14 protein-coding genes and 1 tRNA gene are annotated in these 17,323 nt (G+C 66.1%); 3 read left to right on the top strand and 12 right to left on the bottom strand.

The window, feature by feature from the left end; all coding sequences use genetic code 11:
* Window positions 1-4: 4 nt before the first annotated feature.
* The 5 genes from IP65_RS06300 to IP65_RS06280 form a co-directional block, all read right to left on the bottom strand.
* Complete coding sequence (locus IP65_RS06300; RefSeq protein ID WP_231627580.1) at window positions 5-970, bottom strand: DNA polymerase III subunit delta'; 966 nt, start codon at window positions 968-970, stop codon at window positions 5-7.
* The gene (gene tmk / locus IP65_RS06295; RefSeq protein WP_054131135.1) at window positions 964-1,614 is read right to left on the bottom strand and encodes a dTMP kinase; all 651 of its coding nucleotides are present in this window, start codon (window positions 1,612-1,614) and stop codon (window positions 964-966) included. The genes IP65_RS06300 and tmk overlap by 7 nt, the downstream gene beginning before the upstream one ends.
* Window positions 1,611-2,726, bottom strand: coding sequence for a D-alanyl-D-alanine carboxypeptidase family protein (locus IP65_RS06290; RefSeq protein ID WP_054131264.1), 1,116 nt, complete (start codon window positions 2,724-2,726; stop codon window positions 1,611-1,613). The genes tmk and IP65_RS06290 overlap by 4 nt, the downstream gene beginning before the upstream one ends.
* 108 nt (window positions 2,727-2,834) lie before the next feature.
* Complete coding sequence (locus tag IP65_RS06285) at window positions 2,835-3,851, bottom strand: SPOR domain-containing protein (protein WP_082349815.1); 1,017 nt, start codon at window positions 3,849-3,851, stop codon at window positions 2,835-2,837.
* The gene (locus tag IP65_RS06280) at window positions 3,835-4,851 is read right to left on the bottom strand and encodes a lytic transglycosylase domain-containing protein (RefSeq protein ID WP_054131262.1); all 1,017 of its coding nucleotides are present in this window, start codon (window positions 4,849-4,851) and stop codon (window positions 3,835-3,837) included. The genes IP65_RS06285 and IP65_RS06280 overlap by 17 nt, the downstream gene beginning before the upstream one ends.
* A 253-nt stretch (window positions 4,852-5,104) precedes the next feature.
* Here IP65_RS06280 and IP65_RS06275 point away from each other — a divergent pair.
* Window positions 5,105-5,192, top strand: a tRNA-Ser gene (locus tag IP65_RS06275).
* A 16-nt stretch (window positions 5,193-5,208) separates the two neighbouring features.
* Here IP65_RS06275 and IP65_RS06270 read toward each other — a convergent pair.
* The 7 genes from IP65_RS06270 to IP65_RS06240 all read right to left on the bottom strand — a co-directional run bounded on the left by IP65_RS06270 (window position 5,209) and on the right by IP65_RS06240 (window position 15,618).
* A complete protein-coding gene (locus IP65_RS06270; RefSeq protein ID WP_054131261.1) occupies window positions 5,209-6,255 on the bottom strand; it encodes an aromatic ring-hydroxylating dioxygenase subunit alpha in 1,047 nt (348 codons plus the stop codon).
* A gap of 106 nt (window positions 6,256-6,361) precedes the next feature.
* Window positions 6,362-7,729, bottom strand: a complete 1,368-nt coding sequence (locus IP65_RS06265; protein WP_054131260.1) for a uracil-xanthine permease family protein — start codon at window positions 7,727-7,729, stop codon at window positions 6,362-6,364.
* A 30-nt stretch (window positions 7,730-7,759) separates the two neighbouring features.
* Complete coding sequence (locus IP65_RS06260; protein ID WP_231627579.1) at window positions 7,760-9,127, bottom strand: 8-oxoguanine deaminase; 1,368 nt, start codon at window positions 9,125-9,127, stop codon at window positions 7,760-7,762.
* Complete coding sequence (locus IP65_RS06255) at window positions 9,124-10,263, bottom strand: purine nucleoside permease (protein ID WP_231627578.1); 1,140 nt, start codon at window positions 10,261-10,263, stop codon at window positions 9,124-9,126. Before IP65_RS06255 ends, IP65_RS06260 begins: the two co-directional genes overlap by 4 nt.
* A gap of 56 nt (window positions 10,264-10,319) precedes the next feature.
* Window positions 10,320-12,812: a TonB-dependent siderophore receptor gene (locus IP65_RS06250; RefSeq protein ID WP_054131134.1), complete on the bottom strand. Its 2,493-nt coding sequence runs from the start codon at window positions 12,810-12,812 to the stop codon at window positions 10,320-10,322.
* Window positions 12,813-12,908: 96 nt separating this feature from the next.
* Window positions 12,909-14,513, bottom strand: a complete 1,605-nt coding sequence (locus tag IP65_RS06245; protein WP_231627577.1) for an adenosine deaminase — start codon at window positions 14,511-14,513, stop codon at window positions 12,909-12,911.
* Complete coding sequence (locus IP65_RS06240; protein ID WP_054131133.1) at window positions 14,497-15,618, bottom strand: purine nucleoside permease; 1,122 nt, start codon at window positions 15,616-15,618, stop codon at window positions 14,497-14,499. The genes IP65_RS06245 and IP65_RS06240 overlap by 17 nt, the downstream gene beginning before the upstream one ends.
* Window positions 15,619-15,785: 167 nt before the next feature.
* Here IP65_RS06240 and IP65_RS06235 point away from each other — a divergent pair, with 167 nt between their 5' ends.
* Window positions 15,786-16,703, top strand: coding sequence for a LysR family transcriptional regulator (locus IP65_RS06235; RefSeq protein WP_022676735.1), 918 nt, complete (start codon window positions 15,786-15,788; stop codon window positions 16,701-16,703).
* 92 nt (window positions 16,704-16,795) lie between these two features.
* Window positions 16,796-17,317 carry a phosphoribosyltransferase gene (locus IP65_RS06230; protein ID WP_022676736.1) on the top strand — a complete coding sequence of 174 codons (522 nt, stop codon included), beginning with the start codon at window positions 16,796-16,798 and terminating at the stop codon, window positions 17,315-17,317.
* The last annotated feature ends 6 nt before the right edge of the window (window positions 17,318-17,323 follow it).

Raw genomic sequence — 17,323 nt, 5'->3', positions numbered from 1 at the left:
TCCTTCAGCGGGATGTTGCCCCCGCTCTAGTGCGCGCAGCGCGCGCCAGCAACCCGCCGATTTCCATAACCAGCAATGCCGGATCAAAGTTGTGCGTTGGCACCTCGCGTGCCAGGTCGACCAGATGCTGGTGCGCCGCGATGATTGCCAGACGGTTGTCGGCGCCGGCCTGCGTCACTTCTTCGGCCAGAACGGTGCGCGCCGCCTCGATCGTTGCCAACAATCGCTCGCGATCGGGCCGTGCGCCCAAGGCGCTGCCCAGTTCGCCGCGCAGGCCAAGGTCGGGATCTCCGGTGCGTAGTATCTCGCGCAACAGCGCCAGGGGGCGCCCAAGATCTTGCGTTGCAAAGGTCAGCGCAGCCCCGGGCGAGCCATGCGCCACGGCAATGGCGGCAGCGCGCGTTTCGCCATCGAGTTCGGGCGCGGATAATGAAACGGCTTCGTTCATTTCCTTGAGATCGAGCGGGCGAAAGCGCAGCACCTGACAGCGCGAACGCACCGTGGGCAGCAGGCGGCCAAGCTGATGCACCACGAGCAGGAAGAACGTGCCCTGGGGCGGCTCTTCCAGCCCCTTGAGCAGCGCGTTGACTGCGCCTTTTTCCAGATGATCGGCCGCGTCCACGATCACCGCACGGCGCGCGCCCAGCGTCGGCCGGGTGTGCAGGCGATGGAGCATCGTGCGGATCTGGTCGACGTTGATATTGCGCTTGCGGGCATAGGGACGCCCATCGTCACGCTTCTTGGCCTCATCGTCGTTGGCCGGCAGCGGCTCGAGCACCAGGATATCGGGGTGATGCAGCGCCGGCGGTTGCGGCACGCCCGGCTCGGCCACCAGCTTGGCTGCGGCTTCCAGCGCAAAGCTGGCCTTGCCCAGCCCCTCGCGACCGGCCAGCAGCCAGCCGTGGTGCATGCGCTGCCCAGCCATGGCCGCATTCCAGGTTTCCCAGGGGTGTTCGTGGCCGATCAGCATGCTGGCGGCATCCATGGCGCCAGCGCATCAAGAATGCGCGCGCCGACCGCCTCGGGGCTGCCCAGCGCGGAAACGCGGGCAAAGCGCCCCGGCTCGGCAGCGGCAAAGCCAGCGAATGCGGCGGCAACGCGCGCGTGATAGGCGGCATCGCGCCCGCCGATCCGGTCTGCCTGGCCCTGGTCACGCAGCGCGCAGCGCGCGGCGGCCTCTTCCGCTGGCAGTTCCAGCAGGATCGTGCAATCGGGCAGCAGCCCTTCGCTGCCAATGGCGTGGAGTGCCATGACATCAGCATCCGAAAGCCCGTTGCCGCCGCCCTGATAGGCGCGGCTGCTATCGATGAAGCGGTCGCAGATCACCCAGTCGCCGCGCGCCAACGCCGGGCGGATCAACCGCTCGACATGGTCGGCACGCGCGGCCGCAAACAGCAGCGCTTCGGCTCGCGCGCCCCAGCCTTCGCCTTGCGTGCTCAACAGCAGGTTGCGGATCGCCTCGGCGCCGGGTGTCCCGCCCGGTTCGCGGGTGAGCACCGCGCCGATCCCGCGCGCGGCCAGCGCCTGGACCAGAAGGCGCGCCTGGGTCGATTTGCCGGCGCCCTCGCCACCCTCGAACACCACGAAACGGCCGGTGGGACCAGTGCCGCTCATTGCCCGGTCATCGCGGCAAAGCCGTTGCGCAGGCGATCGAACAGCCCGCCCTTGGGCACGGCATCTGCCGCCGCCAAGGGAAGGCGTGCGTCGGGCTGGCCTGGCGCGTGAACCACCAGCGTGGCCACTTCCTGGCCCTTGGCGATCGGCGCGCGCAGCGGCCCCTTGTAGCGGATCGACAACGTCGGGCGCATCGACTGGCCGTGGCCTACCAGCATCGCGAGCGGACGGGGCGCCACCAAGCCAACGCTAGAAATCGTGCCGCCCTGCACCCGTGCACTGCCGACATGATCTCCGGCGGCAAACAGCGGCTTTTCATCGAACGCGGCAAAGCCCCATTCGATCAGCGCCGCGCCATCACGGGCACGGTCCTGCGGCCGGCCATAGCCGCCCACCACCATCATCAGGCGCCGGCCGTTGCGCTGCGCCGATCCGACCAGGCCATAGCCGGCCTCGTTGGTAAAGCCGGTCTTCACCCCATCGGCGCCGTTCACCACGCCGTAGAGTGGGTTGTGGTTGCGCTGCTCGATCCCGTTCCAGATCATGGTTTCGTGGCCATAGAACCGACGATAGAAATCGGGGTGGCGGGTGATCAGCGCGGTGCTCAGCGTGGCCAGGTCTGCCGCCGAAACGTAAGTGCGGCCCTCATCCATCCAGCCATTGGGCGTGTTGTAGTGCGTGTCACGCATGCCCAGCGCGCGGGCCTGCGCGTTCATCAGCGCGGTAAAGCCGGGCACGTCGCCCGAAACCCCCTCTGCCAGGACGACGCAAGCATCGTTAGCCGAGACAGTCACGATGCCTTCCAGCAGATCGGCGACGCGGGTCTGGCTGTTGTTTTCCAGGAACATCGTGCTGCCCACGCCATGCCACTGGCGGAAGGTTTCGGCCCGCATGGCAAAGCTCGCATCGAGCTTGAGCTTGCCCCGCGCGGCCAGTTCGAACGCGACATAGCTGGTCATGATCTTGGTCAGCGAAGCCGGCACGAAGCGGCGGTGGGATTGCCTCTCGAACAGCACCCGCCCAGAATTGACGTCAATCAGCAGGGCGATCGGCGCCACCACTTCGGGCGGATGGGCCGGATCGGCCGACACCTGCACGTGCGGAGATTTCATGCCCTGGGCAGGCACGGCAATGGTGGCCACAGCGGCCAGGGCAACGGCAACGGAAAGCAGACGGCGCAAGCAAAACCCCGAATTCACGATGGGACCAGCCCGCCTGCCTTATGGCGCGCGCTGGATCTGGGCATCGGCATAGCCCGCCCGCTTCGCCTTGCCCAGAGCCGCCTTGGCCTCGTCTTGCGAACCAGCGGCAATGCGCACGCGGAAGAACTTGCCGGCCGGCGCCACCGCGCCGCCCACTTCGCGTGCGGCCTTGTCGGCATTGGCGCGCGTAGAAAAGGCGCCCACCTGCACGACATAAGCCTTGGCATGGGGCGGCGGGGCGGCCGGATGCTCGGCCTTGGGCGCAGGCTTGGGCTCTGCCTTTGCCGGTGCCTTGGGTTCGGGCCGAGGCGTAACGGGCTTGGGTACCGGTGCGGCAACGGCCTTTGGCGCCGCCGAGGGGGCTGACGGCGCTGGCGGGCGCGGCGCGGGCATGGGCGTGGTGTTGCGCACGACCGGCTTGGGCGCCGGGGCTGGCGGCTGTTTACCGGCCAGGGCGGCGGCGAGCAATTCGGGCTTGGGCTCGGCCGGCGGGAGAATGCCGAGCTTGCGCTTGAGCGCGGTGAGCAGTCCGGGCGGCGTATCCATGCGGGCAGGCGCCTGTTGCCCATTGCGCAGCAATGCGCGTTCGCCCTCTGGCGGGTTGACGCGGCGCACGCGCACCGGCGAATGCGCGCCGCTCAGCCCGAGCTGCGCGATGGCGCCGGGCGAAAGTGCCACCAGCCCATCGCCTTCCATCGGCCCGCGCCGTTCCAGCCGCACCAGGATCGTGCGCCCGGTATCAAGCGAGGTCACTTCGACATAGCTCGGCAATGGCAGCGTGCGATGCGCGCCGCTGATCCCGCCCCCGCCTGCGGCATCGGGCACGGCATAGCCAACCGCATCATAGTTCATCGTATCGGCGGGGGTATAGGTCACCCCGCCAACCGCGAACGGAGCGCCCAGTACCATGGGGTAATCGGCGGCCGGGCCGCTGACCGCTTGGGCAAAGGCCATCTGCGCTGTGCCACCGCCCAGCATCAAGGGGATGGCCAGGGCGGCGGCGGTCAGGCGAAGGCGATCAGCGGCTGATTTCATCGGCGAGCAATCCCACGGACAGGGCGTAAAAGTTCGAGCAGTTGTAATCGAGGATGACCCGATAATTTCCGGTTAGCAAATAGGCGGTGCGCCCTGGTCCGTCCGGCTCGAAAAAGGTGGCGAGCGTATCATCGCCCGCAGGCCAGACGCCAGCTTGAGGCGTGATGCCCATCGCCCGCCATTCGCGCAGGGTGCGCCAGCGGCTGTGCCGGGCAAACACCAGCGGGCAACGCGGGCTGACCAGCGCCGTGCCCAGGCGGCTGCGGTCGAGCCCGGCCGGCGCGGCCACGGCAAAGCCCCAGGGTTCGCCTTGGCGCCAGCCGGCATCGCGGAAATAGTTGGCGATCGAGGCGATGGTATCGGCCCGGCTCGCCCAGATATCGGGAAGGCCATCGCCATCGGCATCCTGGGCTACGCGCAAATAGACACTGGGCAGGAACTGCGGATTGCCAAAGGCGCCGGCCCAACTGCCGACCAGCTTTTGCCGGGGCACGCCACGATCGATCATCTTGAGCACGGCCACGAACTCATCAGCGAAAAGCTCGCGCCGGCGTCCTTCAAAGGCGAGCGAGGCGAGCGAGCGCGGCAGATCGAAATCGCCGGTATAGCTGCCGAAATTGCTCTCATGCCCCCAGATCGCCAGGATCACCGGGCCGGGCACGCCATAGCGGCGGCTGACGGTCTCGATCTGCTGCATCGATTCGGCATAGATGCGCCGCCCCTTGGCAATGCGCACCGAATCCACATGGCGCCGGCGATACGGCTCGAACGAGGGCGTACCCCCGCCCGACTGCGCACCGCCGGGCTGGCTGCGATCGAATGCAATCACGCGCGGGTTGAACGTGAGCCCGGGCAGCACGCTGGCAATGGTCTGCTCGCGCACCCCGGCGCCCCGCGCCTTGGCAGCCAGGAGTTGCAGATAGCCCTGAAAGCCGGCCTCTTCACTGTCTTGTGCCACGGCCGGCCCAGCCAGCGCCGCCAGCGCCAAAGCCGCGCCCATCGCCACGCGGCGCCAGGCCCGGCGGCCCCACGCGGCGGCCGGCATCGGGCGCGAGGAATTAACGGTTGAAACGAAACGGATCAGTTGGGCCATCATTGCAGGCTGTCTTGCATGCCTTGCCCGACAATGGAACACCCCCGCGCCCAGGTGAGGCACCAAGGCTGCCGAAAAATCGCCGCTCTGCACAATTTACGGGGATGGTCGTGCAAAACCTCTTTGCGCATGGCATGACAACCGCTATCGGCGGCGCGCCGGAAGGGTGGCAGAGTGGTCGATTGCAGCGGTCTTGAAAACCGCCGATGTGCAAGCATCCGTGGGTTCGAATCCCACCCCTTCCGCCAACCCTGCCCTGTCGGATCAGCCACCACGCAGGCCGAGGTCGCGCAACGCGCGGCGGTAGAACATCGAACTCATGTCAGCGGTCAGGTGCGCTTCGGCGCTGGGATCGAGCGGCAGTTGCGCGGGCCATTGCGCCTCTACCATGGCGCGGTCTTCCTCGAACACCTGGCGGTTGAAGTCATAGACGCCCTGCACCGGCTGATCGGTATCGAAATTGCGGGCAATCGGCACGAACAGGCGGGTTTCCGTGGCTGAAACCGGCGATGCCGCATTGAGGATCACCATTCGATCATCGCCGGGGAAATGGACTTCGAGCGTGGCCGTGAACGGAACATGGCAGCGGAAGTGGCGCAGCCAGCGAAAGCCCGGCGGCGCCTTGTCCACCCCCTTGGGATAGTTGGCCACGTTGCTCCAATATTCCGCCTCGAAACCCTGCGCCGTGCGGCGCGGCCGATAATCGGGCACCTGGGCATTATCGGGATCGGCAAAGCTTTCGCTGTGGATGAAGGCAAAATGCGCGACGTCGAGAAAGCCCTCCATCTGCCGCCCGGCCGAGCCGCGAATATCGATCCACGGGCAGACAATCTGCTGAAAGCCCGCTTCTTCCCAATGTGGCATGGCAATGATCGCGTCTGCGTCTGGTGCGCCCGCTGCAGGATCGAGGCAGGTCCAGATCAGGCCGTAGCGTTCCACTGCCGGATAGGTGTGAAGGTGGAACTGCGTTGGGATCGACCGTTGCGGTTGCGCAGGAATATGCACGCAGCGCCCGCCGGCGCCAAAGGTCAGCCCGTGATAGGGGCATTCCACCCCGCGTCCGTTGCCCCGCCCCATGCTGAGCGGAACGCCGCGATGGGGGCAACGGTCGGGCGCGATGACCAGCGCATCCTGGGCGCGATAGAGCACCAAAGGTTGATCGAGCAGCCGCGCCTTGATCGGTGCCTCGCCTACCTCGCGCGCCAGGGCAACGGGATACCAATGGCGCGACAGGATGGCCCAATCCTGCGGCGTATACGTGCAACCATGCGGGAGGACCGGTTCGAAAGATGCGAGCGGGGCCGTGGCCATGGGCAGCATTACCTTATCGTTTCAACGCGATGGCGCCATGATGGCGGCGCGGCGGTGTTCGATCAAACGCAATGATTCTCACGCTCTGTTGCAAAAATGCGCGCGGTTAAATCTCTTTGGGCAGCACCAGGTTGAGCACCAGCGCGATCACGGCCACCGGCATGACGCCCGATGACAGCAGTATCCGCGCCGTTTCCGGCAGGTGGCCTAGTGCCTCTGGCTCAAGCTGGAGCCCGAGCGCGACCGAGAGCGCGGTGCCGGCCACCAGCATGTTGCGCTGGTTCCATGCGACGCTCGACAGCATGGCGAGCGCGGAGGACGCGACCATGCCGAACATCACGATCACGCCCCCGCCCAGCACTTCGATCGGGACAGTGGTGATCACCGCGCCGATCTTGGGCAGCAGGCCGCACAGGATCAGGAACAACGCGCCCAGTGTCACCACGAAGCGGCTCATCAGGCCCGACATGGCGATCAGGCCCACGTTCTGGCTGAACGTGGTGTTGGGCATGGCGCCGAACAGGGCAGAGAGCGCCGTGCCCACGCCGTCGGCGGCCACCGCGCCCATCACTTCCTGATCGGTGGCGCGCCGCCCTGCCCCGTTTTCGCAGATCGCCTCGACATCACCGATCGATTCGATCGACGAGACGAAGCCGATCAGGCAGAAGCCGAGGATGGCCGAGGGTGACAGTTCCCAGCCAAACGCTAGGAAACGCGGCAGCATCAGCCAGTGCGCCTGCGCGACGGGGGCGAAATCCACGCGGCCCATAGCCAGCGCCACGCCATAGCCAGCGAGCAGGCCAAGCAGCACGGCAGCAGTTGAGAGCACGCCGCGCCCGAAGAACTTGAGGCCAAGCGTGGCGAACACGACTACCCCGGCCAGCAGCCAGCTCGACGCCGCTCCATAGGCCGGCAGCCCGCGCAGCGTCACCCCGCCTGCGGCATATTCCACGCCCACGCGCACCAAAGACAGCCCGATCATCAGCACGACCAGCCCGGTGACGAGCGGCGGCAGGGCAAAGCGGATCGGCCCGACCAGGCGGCTGAGCCCGGCATGGAGCAACCCAGCCAGGAACGCGGCAGTGGTCAGCGCGGCCATGCCCTCCACGCCCTTGCCGGCCACGATCGGGATCATCACCGAAATGAAGGCAAAGCTGGTACCCTGCACCAGCGGCAGGCGCGCGCCGATCGGCCCCAGCCCCACGGTCTGCAACAGCGTGGCGACGCCAGCGAAGAGCATGGCCGCCTGGATCATGTAGATCAGCGCCGAGGGATCGGCCGAACCAAAGCCGAACCCGGCCGCCCCGGCCACGATGATCGGCGGCGTGATGTTGGAAACGAACATCGCCAGCACGTGCTGCACGCCCAGTGCCACGGCCATGGGCAGCGGCGGCACATAGGCAGGATCACGCCGCTCGCTTTCGGTCGGCCCGGATAGGGGCGCGGCGCTTTCGGGTATCGCTGCTGTTGCCATGGCTGCCTCCGTCATGCCGATCATCCGTTCCTATGCCATCAGCCGGGCGAGCGCCGCTTGCGCGCCGGCCACGACCTCTGTCTGGGCCGACAGCACCAGTTCGCCGCCGCGCACCACGCCGCGCCCTTCGACGAAGACATCGCGCGGCCCTGCCGGCGGGGCAAAGACCAGCGCTGCCAGCGCGTCCCAATTGCCGGTCGAGGCGATCTGCGCCACGGGCCAGATGGCCAGGTCGGCGCGTTTGCCCGGTTGCAACTGGCCGCAATCGGACCGACCGAGAATTTCGGCGCCGCCGCGCGTCGCCATGCGCAGGGCCTCGCGCGCGGAAAGCGCACCGGCCCCGCCAGCCACGCGTTGCAGCAGCATGGCCTGGCGCGCCTCGGCCAAAAGGTGCCCGCTGTCGCTGGAGGCGGAACCATCCACGCCCAGGCCCAGCGGCACTCCGGCATCGAGCATGGCGCGCACGGGCGCGATGCCCGATCCCAGGCGGCAGTTCGAACAGGGGCAATGCGCCACCCCGGTGCGGGTGCGGGCAAACAGCGCGATTTCGCTGGGATCAAGCTGCACGCAATGGGCATGCCACACATCCGGCCCGGTCCAGCCCAGGCTCTCGGCATAGTCGCCCGGGCGGCAGCCGAACTTCTCCAGGCTATAGCGCACGTCGTCGGCGTCTTCGGCCAGGTGGGTGTGCATCATCACATCTTTGTCGCGCGCCAGGATCGCGGCATCGCGCATCAGTTCACGGCTTACCGAAAAGGGCGAGCACGGCGCCACGCCGACGCGGACCATGGCGCCCTCGCCGGCATCATGGAACGCATCGATCACGCGGATCATGTCATCGAGGATGGCCGGTTCGGCCTCGACCAGGCTGTCTGGCGGCAGGCCGCCCAGGCTTTCGCCCACGCTCATCGCCCCGCGCGTGGGGTGAAAGCGGATGCCGATGGTCTGCGCCGCGGCGATCGTGTCTTCCAGCCGAACGCCGTTGGGAAAGAGATAGAGGTGATCGGAAGACAGGGTGCAGCCTGATAGCGCCAGTTCGGCCAGGCCCAGCCGCGTGGCGGCAAAGACATCATCGGGCGTATAGCGCGCCCAGATCGGGTACAGCGTCTTGAGCCAGCCGAACAGCGAGGCATCCTGGCAGCCCGGCACCGCGCGGGTGAGAGACTGGTAGAGGTGGTGGTGCGTGTTGACCAGGCCAGGCGTGACGACGCAGCCACGCGCGTCGATTGCCTCGATTCCGGCGAGTTGCGGCGCCAGCTCGGCAGTGGGGCCGCAGGCAACGATGGCGCCGTCGCGCCAGATCAGCGCGCCATCGGCAATCTCGGTGCCGGCATCGTCCATCGTTGCCAGCACATCGGCATGGATGATCGCCCCGCTATGCAGGCCGCCGTTGCTCACTTGGGCGGCGCCTTGGCATAGCGTGGCCAATCTGCCAGCAGCGTATCCACCACTTTCGATCCCACGGTATAGAGCGCTTCGAGCGAGGCGCGCATGCCGGAATAGTTGTTGTTTTCCTTGAGCAGATAGTCGGCCGGCGCCACGCCGGGCGGCGGCATGGTGAAGTTGGACGCGCCGCGCAGCACCATCACCCGGTTGCGATCTGCCCGGCCGATCCGCGCGAGATAATCGATCGATTGGAACGTGCCGGTTTCTTCCATGGCAGAGGTGACGAACACGCCCTTCCCCCCTGTCCAGAAATCGACCCAATCGTGCGCCCACTGCGTCATCATGCCGCCGTGCCAAAAGGTCATCGCGGCCAGATTGTCGCCGGTCATCACGCGCGGCGGAGACTGCGCCGGGGCCATGCCGGTGAACGGCGCGCGCGCGGCGGCCAGTTGCGCGCTGTCGGGCAGCGCGATGTCCTTGGTCAGGCCATAGGCCCAATCGGCCAGCGCGGGGTTGAGTGCGAACATCTCGCCCTCGTTCGCCTGCTGCGGCCGCTTGTCGCGCACTGTGTCATTGGGCCCATTGGAATGCAGCGCGAAATAGCCGCTCTTCCAATCGGCAGGGATTTCGCGGGCATCGATCTCGTGCGCCAGATCGCCATCGACCAGATAATGCGCCCACACGGCCGAGCCGATCGTCGCCTGGTGCGGGTCAACCCCGGCAATGCCGGCGACCAGCCAATAGGCGTGCGACAGGTCGAACCGCTGATCGAGCCCCAGTGCCAGCGTGGCCGTGGCCGAGCGGATCGAGCCCATGCCCGTCACAATGCCCAGTATCTGGCTGTCGGGATTGTAATAGAGATCATGGTGCGACTGCGGGAACGGAATGCGCACGTCCAGCTTGCGCCGCTCGCGCCAGAACTGGAATTCGCCCGGCGCGTCACCCGTGTCCTGCCCCACTTCGAACATGGTGACGATCACCACTTTGACTGGAATCTTGGCCGCGCAGGCTGCGCCCGGCGCACATCGCAAGGCCTTGGCCACCGCAGGCGGAACGGCCGGAGTAGTGGCGGCACGGGCGCCAGTGGCCATGCCAGCGAGCGCCAAGGCGATGGCCGCGTGGCGCAGGCCCTTCATCTGCAACATCATGAATATCCGATAGGCAATTGACAGGGCGGCAAAATATTGCCGCCCTGTACTGAGGATCAGAACTTGTACTGGATGGTCGCCTGGAAATTGCGCGGCACCTGCGGCAGGGCGATATCGGCCCCGAACAGATCCTGGCCACCGGCCCGGAAATAGCGCGCGTTGTTGAGGTTCTTGACCACGGCACGGAACATCCAGTGGCCCGTGGTGAACGAAGCGCCGGCATTGACCAGCCAATAGGCCGGCAGGCGCACCGTCTGGCTATAGCTGGAGAACACCGAGTCCACGTGGCTGACATCGGCGTTGATCGCGATGCCGTTGTCAAAGGCATAGGTGCCGGTTGCCGACACCACGTTGTGCGGAATGCCGGGACGCCGCGCCTGGGCGTTGGTCGAGGGGAACAGGTAACCGATCTGGCTGCCGCCGAGATAGAGCGACGGATCCTTGACGTTCACCATGTCACCGATGCCGAAGTAGTTGAAATAGCCGCCGCTGGTGAGCGCCGAGATATTCACCACGTCGATATAGGTGTAGTTCGCGGTGACCAGCGCGTGCTTGTCGATCGCCCAGCGCAGTTCCGCTTCCACGCCCTTGGTGCGGATCGACTGGTTGGTCAGCGGGCTATCGGAGACGACGTCGGTGCGCTCCTGCTTGTAAACCGACAGCGCCGCATAGAGCCGCTTGTCGAGGAACTCACCCTTGATGCCGGCTTCATAGAGGCGCGAGGCCGACAGGAACGTGCCCCCGGCAATCGCGGTCGGCTGGATTTCGGCGCCTTCACCGGCCACCACCGTCGATTGGCGCGACGCGGTGACATAGGGAATGATGCCGATCGGCGTCTTGTAGGAAACGCTGGCGTTCCACGACAGGCCGCTGTTGTTGCCGGTGGCTTGGGCCACGCTGGGGTAATCGGCCGGATCATACTTGGTAAGCAGCGCGGTGGACGTGGCGTGGACATGGTCCCAGCGCAGGCCGGCAATCACGTCGAGGCCGAAATCGAAATCGGCATCGACCAGCCCGGCCAAACCGACGTCGAGATAGTGGCCCTTGAGATAGTCGGAATAGTTGCAATCGCAGTCGGTGGAAAGCTGGCGGGTGGATGCGGCGGTATAGCCCGTGGTGATATCGGGACGGTTCCACAGTTCGACACCAAAGTCATCGGCAAAGTTGAACTTGGTGTAGCGCAGCGAGGGGGCTGCCTGGATCGAAAACTTGCCGGCAGACGTGGTGAAGCTGTCGCTGATCACTACCTTGTCTTCCAGAACGTAGGAATCGATCTTTTGCGAGAAGCCGTAGTAGTTCTCGTTGAGGTTCTTGGTGCCGTCGTAGAAGACCTGGTTCTTGATCTCCAGCTTGCCCGGCCCGGTCCAGATCAGGTCGAAATAGAAGGTCTTCTGATCGTTGTTGAGCTTGTCGTTGGGGCCGGTCAGCGTGTCGCGCTTGCTCAGCTTGGTGGTGCCGGGGTTGACGAGCGCGAGGTCGGGATAGTTGGCCTTGAGGCAGGCGTCGGTCCAGCCCGAAGCGCCGATGCCGCCGCCGCAGCCAAACGAACCGAAGATGCTCAGGCCCTTGCCGCCGTTGGCCGCCCGCGCTTCGGCGCGCGTGATCATTCCGTCGGCAGCGATATTGACCAGGTTGCCATTCTTGTCAGTGATGTAATTGCTGGCATTACCGGTGACGTAATTGCCGTTGTCGATCAGGTCTTGCGACAGGCGGTTCCAGCCGCCGTTTTGCTGGCCGCGGAACTTTTGATACATGCCGCCGAATTCGGTGCGCAGGTTGCTGGTAATGTCGGTGTCGAACGCGGCCGAGAGCACCAGGTTGCGCGGGTGGATGTTGCGGTAATAGCTGCCCGAATCCTCGGATTCGGCATAGAGGCTGTAGCCGAACTGGTGATCGCCGATCCGGCCCGGTCCAGTGATGCTGCCCTTGAGCACGCTGCGTGCCCAGCTGCCGGTGTCATAGGCGATGAAGCCATGCGGATCGGGCGCGTAGGTGCCATTGGCGGCGCGCGCCGTCTTGGGCACGAAGTTCATATAGCCGCCGGTCTTTGACGGGCCATAGATCGGCGAGGCCGGGCCGCGCACGATGTCGATGCGATCAGCGGCGGCAATCGGGGTGGGATAGTTGCCGGGATTTTCCAGGCGCAGCATGCCGCGGAAATAGACTTCGCCGGGCGTGCCGCGGATGTCGAGCGCGCCGCCGGTGCCGAAGAACGAACTGGTAAACGTGCCGGGTACCTGGCTGACCAGGTCATAGATCTGCGTGATGCCAAAGCGTTCGAGCTGTTCCGAGCTTACCGACGATGCCGCGCGCGGCGTTTCGGCCAGCGTCTTGTCGAACCCGAAAACCGAGCCGACATCCTTCAGCGGCAGCGCGCCGAGCGAGCCCGACACGACGATTTCGGGCTTTTCATCGCCGGCTTCGGGTGCTGGTGCCGCCTGGTCGGCCAGGGCCGGCCGGGCCAGCGCGGTTCCCGCCAGCAGAGCGAGAGCGACCATCGCGCGGCGCGCGGGCTTGGGCTTGTGCAGCCGTGCTTGAAACGTGCTCATTCTTCGTAACCCCCATGATCGGGCCACGCCACTGTGGGCGTGCCGTCCGTTGCTGTTTTTCTGCCTTCACGCCCCTCCCTGGGCATGATATTGTTTTTATGACTTTTTATTATTCATTGCGGCGGCCTTGATGGCGTCGTCCTCAAACGCCTCCAGCCGCTGTTCCAACGCCATCTGCAGGCGCGCCTTTTCGCTGGCAGCCAGAAGTGCGCGGCACGGCGAGGCCGAGGTAGCCTGCCCCGTGCCACTGCACGGCGCGGCCCATTGCCCGACATGGCGATCGCGCCACAGGCTGGCGCCGGGCACGAAGCTGTATTCCAGCGAAGCGCGCGCCATGGCCTTGAGATCGCCATAGGTCAGGCCCTGCTCTTGCACGCCGCGCTGGAACTCGTTGGTGATGTCGGTGCGCAGCACGCCCTGATCATCGGTGGCAAGAACCACCGGCACGCCGTGGCGGCGATAGAGCGAGAGCGGATGCGCCGGCCCTTTCACGCCCAGGATCACGGCGTTGCTGGTGAGGTTGATCTCCACCGCCACGCCCTGGCGCGCCATCTGCGCCAGCGTCTCGCGGCCCTGGTCTTCAAACGCGATATCCACGCCGTGGCCGATGCGCCGGGCGCCGGCCGCCACCGCCTTTGCGATATGATCGCGCATGTCTGCCGGCGGCACCTGGCCGAAGGCGAGTTCACCGGCGTGCATGGAAATGGCAACGCCGGGATGGCGCTGCGCCAGGAAGCGGAACATCGCCATGTGCAGATCGTAATCCGCGCGCGCCACCGGCCAGTCTTCGGGCTGGACGATATTGACGCCGACAAAGCGCGGATCGGCTTCGGCCAAGGCAAACGCCAGGATCAGCGCGCGAAACACGGCGGCCGGCGCCACGTCGCGCAGCGCCCAGGCAAGATAGTGCACCGCCACGCCGCAGCCAGGCTCGGCCTGCGGCGTGGCACAGTGCATGCCGGTGCGCGCAGCAGCTTCCTCGGCATCGATCTGCGCGCGCAGCGCGGGCAGCTGGGCCAGCAGGCGCGGCGCCTCGGCGGCGTGGAACGCGGCAAGGCCGGCACTGTCGAGCGGCGGCAATGGCGCGGCCAGGGCGGTCTCGAGCAGGCCTGGCGGGTTGTGATCCAGCTCCAGATAGAGCAATCTCTCGCCCGCCGCCTGGCGCCGCGCCGCGATCATCGCCTCGGCCTCCTGCCCCAGCAACGCGGGGGTGAAGCGATCGAACGTGGCAAAGAACTGGTCGTGCCCGCTGATGGTAGGGGCGCCCACGCCGTTCTGCCAGCCGCGCGTGGATAGGCTGTCCACCAGCCGGGCATAACGCGCCGGCTCGGTGCGGGTCAGCGTCGCGATATCGGCATCGGGCGCGCAGGGGGGCGCGGCAAACCCGCTGCCATCGGCAGACAGGCACAGCCCCTTGGCGCCCGCCCAGGCAATCATGTCTTCGGCATAGAGCGCGCCTGACAGGTGATTGTGCAGATCGCCGCCTTTGGGCATGGGGTGCAGGAACAGCCGCAATTCGCCCGGATCGCGCGCGGCCTTGGCCATGATCGCCGCAACCTGCGCGCTGCGCGTGGCATCGCCACCAAGCGAACGCGCCGCGACGGGCGCCGCGCTGCCCAGGGCCAATGCCATGCCGGCCAGGGCCAGCGACACCATGGCGCGTCGGTGGGTCACCGTGTGCCGTTCATGGCTGGGCCGCATCCGGCACGCTGTCACGATAACGGACCCAGTCGGCAAGCAGACGGTGCACCACCACGGCGCCCACGCGATAGTTCGCCTCGTACGCCGCCACCTGCCCCGGCCCTTCGTCACCCACGCTGGCGAGCGGCGAATGGCCCGGCGGCGGCATCGACGGGTTGCTGGCGCTGCGCAGCACCATCACCCGCTTCATGTCGACCACGCCAGCCTGGCTGGCGGCGAGCATGGTGCCGGCCATCAACTGGCTTTCCATGTTGGTCATCACAAAGCGGCCTTGGCCGTGGGTCCACAGCTTGACCCAGTCGCGCGCCCACTGCGTGCGCCCGGCGCCTGGCCAATAGCGCAGCGTGCCCAGCGTTTCGCCCATCAGCACGAACGGTGGACGCTGCGCCTGGGGAAAGCCTTTCCACTGCGCACGCGCCGTCTTGAGCGCCGGTGTATCCGGGATCGGTGTGTCCTTGCTCAGCGCAAAGGCCCAGTTCGCCAAGCCCTGGTTGAGCGGCACGGCCATGCCCAGCGAACCGGTATCGCTCATTCCGGCAAAGCTGTCTGCCGCCTGTGGCAATTGCCCGGGCGCCTTGGCGCCAATGGCGAACAGGCCATAGGGCCAGCCCTTGGGCACCTCGCTCTCGGCAAATTCGCGCAATGCGTCGCCGCTCACCACCCAGCGCGCCCAAGCCGCGCTGCCGACCGAGGCGGCCTGCGGATCGACGCCGGAAATGCCGGTGAACAGCCAATAAGTGTGGGTGAAATCAAAGCGCGGATCGAGCAGCAGGGCCATCAGCTGCACCTCTGGCGTCACCACCAGCGAATGCGCGTCGCCCCAGACCATGCCGTAGAGGCCAGCCGCATTGCGGCGCAGCGGGTGCAACGCGCCACGCACCGGGATCACCTCGTCCAAATGCTCCCGCTCGGCCCAGAGCTGAAACTCACCGGGGGCATCGCCAACGTCGGCGCCCGGTTCGAAGTTGGCGATGACCATGACCTTGACCGGGATCGGCTGCACCGCCGGCACCACCGGCAGCGCCGGCTCCGCCGCGCGCACGGCAGGCGCAGCGGCAAAAAGACCCAGGGCCAGCGCCGCGCAGACCGCACGGCTTCTGGCCACAAGCCTTTTCCTGCCCCCGGCCTGCCTGCCGGAGAGTCTTGCCGTGATACGCCCCAAAACACGTTCCCTGAATGATATTTTGTGTCTGGAACTTGCTAAAGGACATAGTGTGTTGCAATCAATCACAATGAATTTGACAGAGCGTTGCAAAAATTAGAGAGCCCTAGATGCCAGCGTTTTCCCGCTTCCTGCGCTATTTCATGACCGTTGGCCGGCTCGGCTCGATCCGCAAGGCGGCCGACGAGCTCAATGTCTCGGCCTCGGCCATCGACCGCCAGATCCTCAATGCCGAGGCGGAATTGGGCATGCCGCTGTTCGAACGCCTGCCCACCGGCCTGCGCCTGACGGCAGCGGGTGAAATCGTCATGGCCGCCGGCGCCCGCTGGCAAAAGGGGCTGAGCGAGGTGCGCGCCCAGATCGAGGATCTGCGCGGGCTCAAGCGCGGGCATGTTACGCTGGCGATCATGGACGCGCTGACCAAGGGCTATATCCCGGCGCGCCTCCGCGCGATCCAGAACCGCTATCCCGGCATTTCGGTGGATGTGCGGGTCATGGCCAACGAACACATTCGCGGGGCGATCGCCAGTGGCGAGGTGGATTTCGGCATCTGCTTTGATCCGCAGACGTTTCGCGATCTCACCGTGCTGGCCTATGCCAATATCCGCCTGGGTTTTGTCGTGCCGGCCGATCATCCGTTTGCGCGGCAAGGTTCCGCCCGGTTTTCCGCCTGCGCCGGCATGCCGATGATCCTGCCCGCCCCGCCACTCGCGGTGGCCCAGCAGGTCCAGGTGCTGGCCGGAACATCGAAGATGCCGCTGGATCGCAAGTCTTCGTCGGACAATATCCAGATGATCACCTCGCTGGTGCTGGAAGGGGTCGGCATCGGCCTGTTGACCTCGCTCGACGTCGCCAACGAAGTGCGCGCTGGCCAGTTGGCGTTCGTGCCACTCACCGATCCGGTGCTAAAGCCGATGACGCTGGCGCTATGTACCGCCACATCGCGCGCCACGTCTTATGCCGCCGATGTCGTGCTGCAGGAAATCCAGAACAGCTTTGCCGCGCTGGACTATATGGACCCGAGTTGAGCAAGCCTGTAAGGGCGGCTTCTTCGAATCGGGGGCCGCCGCATCGGCAGGCATCCGCCACCAGACCTTCCCTTTCCACGCGGACATGCGCCATGACCCAGCCGGTTTTCGATTATATCGCCTATGACGATTTCCTGGCGATCGTGCTCACGCTGTCGCAAACCGTGGGCACGGGTGACTGGAAGCCGGATTTCGTCGTCGGCATCGGCCGCGGCGGCCTGGTACCGGCGGTTTACATGAGCCAGATTCTCAACGTACCGATGCTGTCGATCGACCAGTCGGCCAAGGTTCCCGGTTTTGCCGATGAACTGCTGGTCAAGTTGGCCACGATGACCAAGGCCGGCCAGCGCATCCTGATCATCGATGACATCAACGATTCCGGCCGGACCATTGCCCAGGTCCGCCGCCTGCTGCGCGCGCACGACACGGTGGAAGACAATCTGCGTTTTGCGGTGATGATCAACAACGCGGTGTCGCAGGAAACGGTCGACTATGCGGTGCAGACGATCGATCGCACCACCGACAAGCGCTGGTTCGTGTTCCCGTGGGAAGCGGTTGCCACCGCCGAAACGCTCACCGGCCAGGCGAACGAAGTGCCCGAGCGCCTGGCCTGACCTGGG

Origin of the sequence: Novosphingobium sp. AAP1 (assembly GCF_001295765.1) — a bacterium.
In the GTDB taxonomy this organism is placed as follows: domain Bacteria; phylum Pseudomonadota; class Alphaproteobacteria; order Sphingomonadales; family Sphingomonadaceae; genus Novosphingobium; species Novosphingobium capsulatum.
This window is presented reverse-complemented; position numbering and strand designations above follow the sequence as displayed.